The following is a 1,566-nucleotide window of genomic DNA, read 5'->3' as shown; positions in this document are numbered from 1 at the left end:
GTGCGGTGGGAAAGTCACCAGACTTTTCCACGGCAAGCGGCCCGGTGCGCGCCAGCGCATCGTCCACAAATCCACGGAGCCCCTTCCTCATACCTTACGCTGCGGCGCGGATGGCCGACGCGAGGGCCACGAAGTAGGCGGCGTCCGGCGTCTTGCCGTCTAGGGCGCGATGCGGTCGGCGCTCGTTGTAGAAGCGGACGTACGTGGTCAGGTTGGCTCTTGCATCGGCGACGCTGTCGTAGGCCTTGAGATACACCTCCTCATACTTGACCGTCTTCCACAGACGCTCGACAAAGACGTTGTCCCTCCAAGACCCCTTGCCGTCCATGCTGATCCGGATGTCGTGCGCCTTGAGCAGACCCGTGAATTCGCCGCTGGTGAACTGGCAACCCTGATCGGTGTTGAAGATCTCCGGGCAACCGTGCCGGTGAATGGCTTCCCGCACCGCGTCCAGACAGAAGTCGGTCGTCAGGGTGTTGGAGAGCCGCCAGGCGAGCACCCGCCGCGAGTACCAGTCGATCACGGCGAACAGGTAGAGGAAGCCCCGGCGCATCGGAATGTAGGTGATGTCCGCCGCCCACACCTGATTGGGCCGCTCAACCGCGAGATCACGCAGGAGATACGGATGGATTTCATCACCCCGCTGCCGACGAGAGGTGTTGGGCTTCCGATAGAGGGCCTCGATGCCCATACGCGCCATCAAGGTGCCGATGTGCCTGCGCCCGGCCTGGAACCCCGCGGGGCGCAGCAGATCGCGCAACATGCGGGCTCCGGCAAAGGGGTGCTCGAGATGCAACTCGTCGATCCGACGCATCAGTGCCAGATCCTCCGGCGACACTTCGCGTGGCGTGTAGTACGCGCTCGAACGCGCCAGCCCGAGGAGGGCGCACTGATGCGAGACGGGGAACTTGTGCTTGCGGTCAATCATCTTCTTGCGCTCAACAAGCCCGCCTTGGTGAGCGCATGTTCTAAAAAATCGTTCTCCAGCGTCAGCTGTCCGATTTTGGCGTGCAGCTTCGTCAAGTCCGGATCACCGCTCGCGGGATTGCCGGCGTCACCAAAAACCTGAACCGCACGCTCCGTCAGTTGCCGCTTCCAGTCCGTGATCTGGTTCGGGTGGATGTCGTACTGCTGCGCCAGCTCCGCTAGCGTCTTGTCGCTCTTTAGCGCTGCCAGCGCCACCTGCGCCTTGAATGCCGGCGTGTGGTTCCGCCTCGTCCTTCTCGTCATGCTCTCGCTCCTGTTGGGCTGCTTTTGCAGCCGTTCGATGGGGCAAGGCTACCACTTATCCTGCTGTCCGAAATTCCGGGGCCCGCTCTGACCACACCAACCTGGCCAGTTGCCACCAATCACCTACGAATGCGGCAGCCTCGAAAACCCGTTGATCCGACAGCATGTTTGCGACATCCTTGAAGGAGGCGAACGCGCCTTCAAGGAGCGCGCCAAGCGTTTACGAGTATCGATCTGATCTTCGATCAACAGGAACGCTCAACGCTAATCATCCGTTCGTGTAGCCACCGTGTCCTGCGCACGTGCATGTACGCGTCCATCAGACAGGCTCGACAT

At 61.6% G+C, this 1,566-nt stretch carries 1 protein-coding gene; it reads right to left on the bottom strand.

Annotated features, from left to right (window positions below; genetic code table 11):
• Positions 1–94 precede the first annotated feature (94 nt).
• A protein-coding gene (locus E4Q08_RS23935) for an IS3 family transposase (protein WP_169072244.1) occupies positions 95–1,230 on the bottom strand; the annotation gives its coding sequence in 2 pieces (ribosomal slippage) (positions 95–978 and positions 978–1,230; 1,137 coding nt in all).
• Between the last annotated feature and the right edge of the window lie 336 nt (positions 1,231–1,566).

This window comes from Candidatus Accumulibacter contiguus (assembly GCF_012940005.1).
GTDB lineage: Bacteria > Pseudomonadota > Gammaproteobacteria > Burkholderiales > Rhodocyclaceae > Accumulibacter > Accumulibacter contiguus.
Note: the sequence above shows the minus strand (reverse complement) of the source record. Positions and strands in the feature narration are given on the sequence as shown.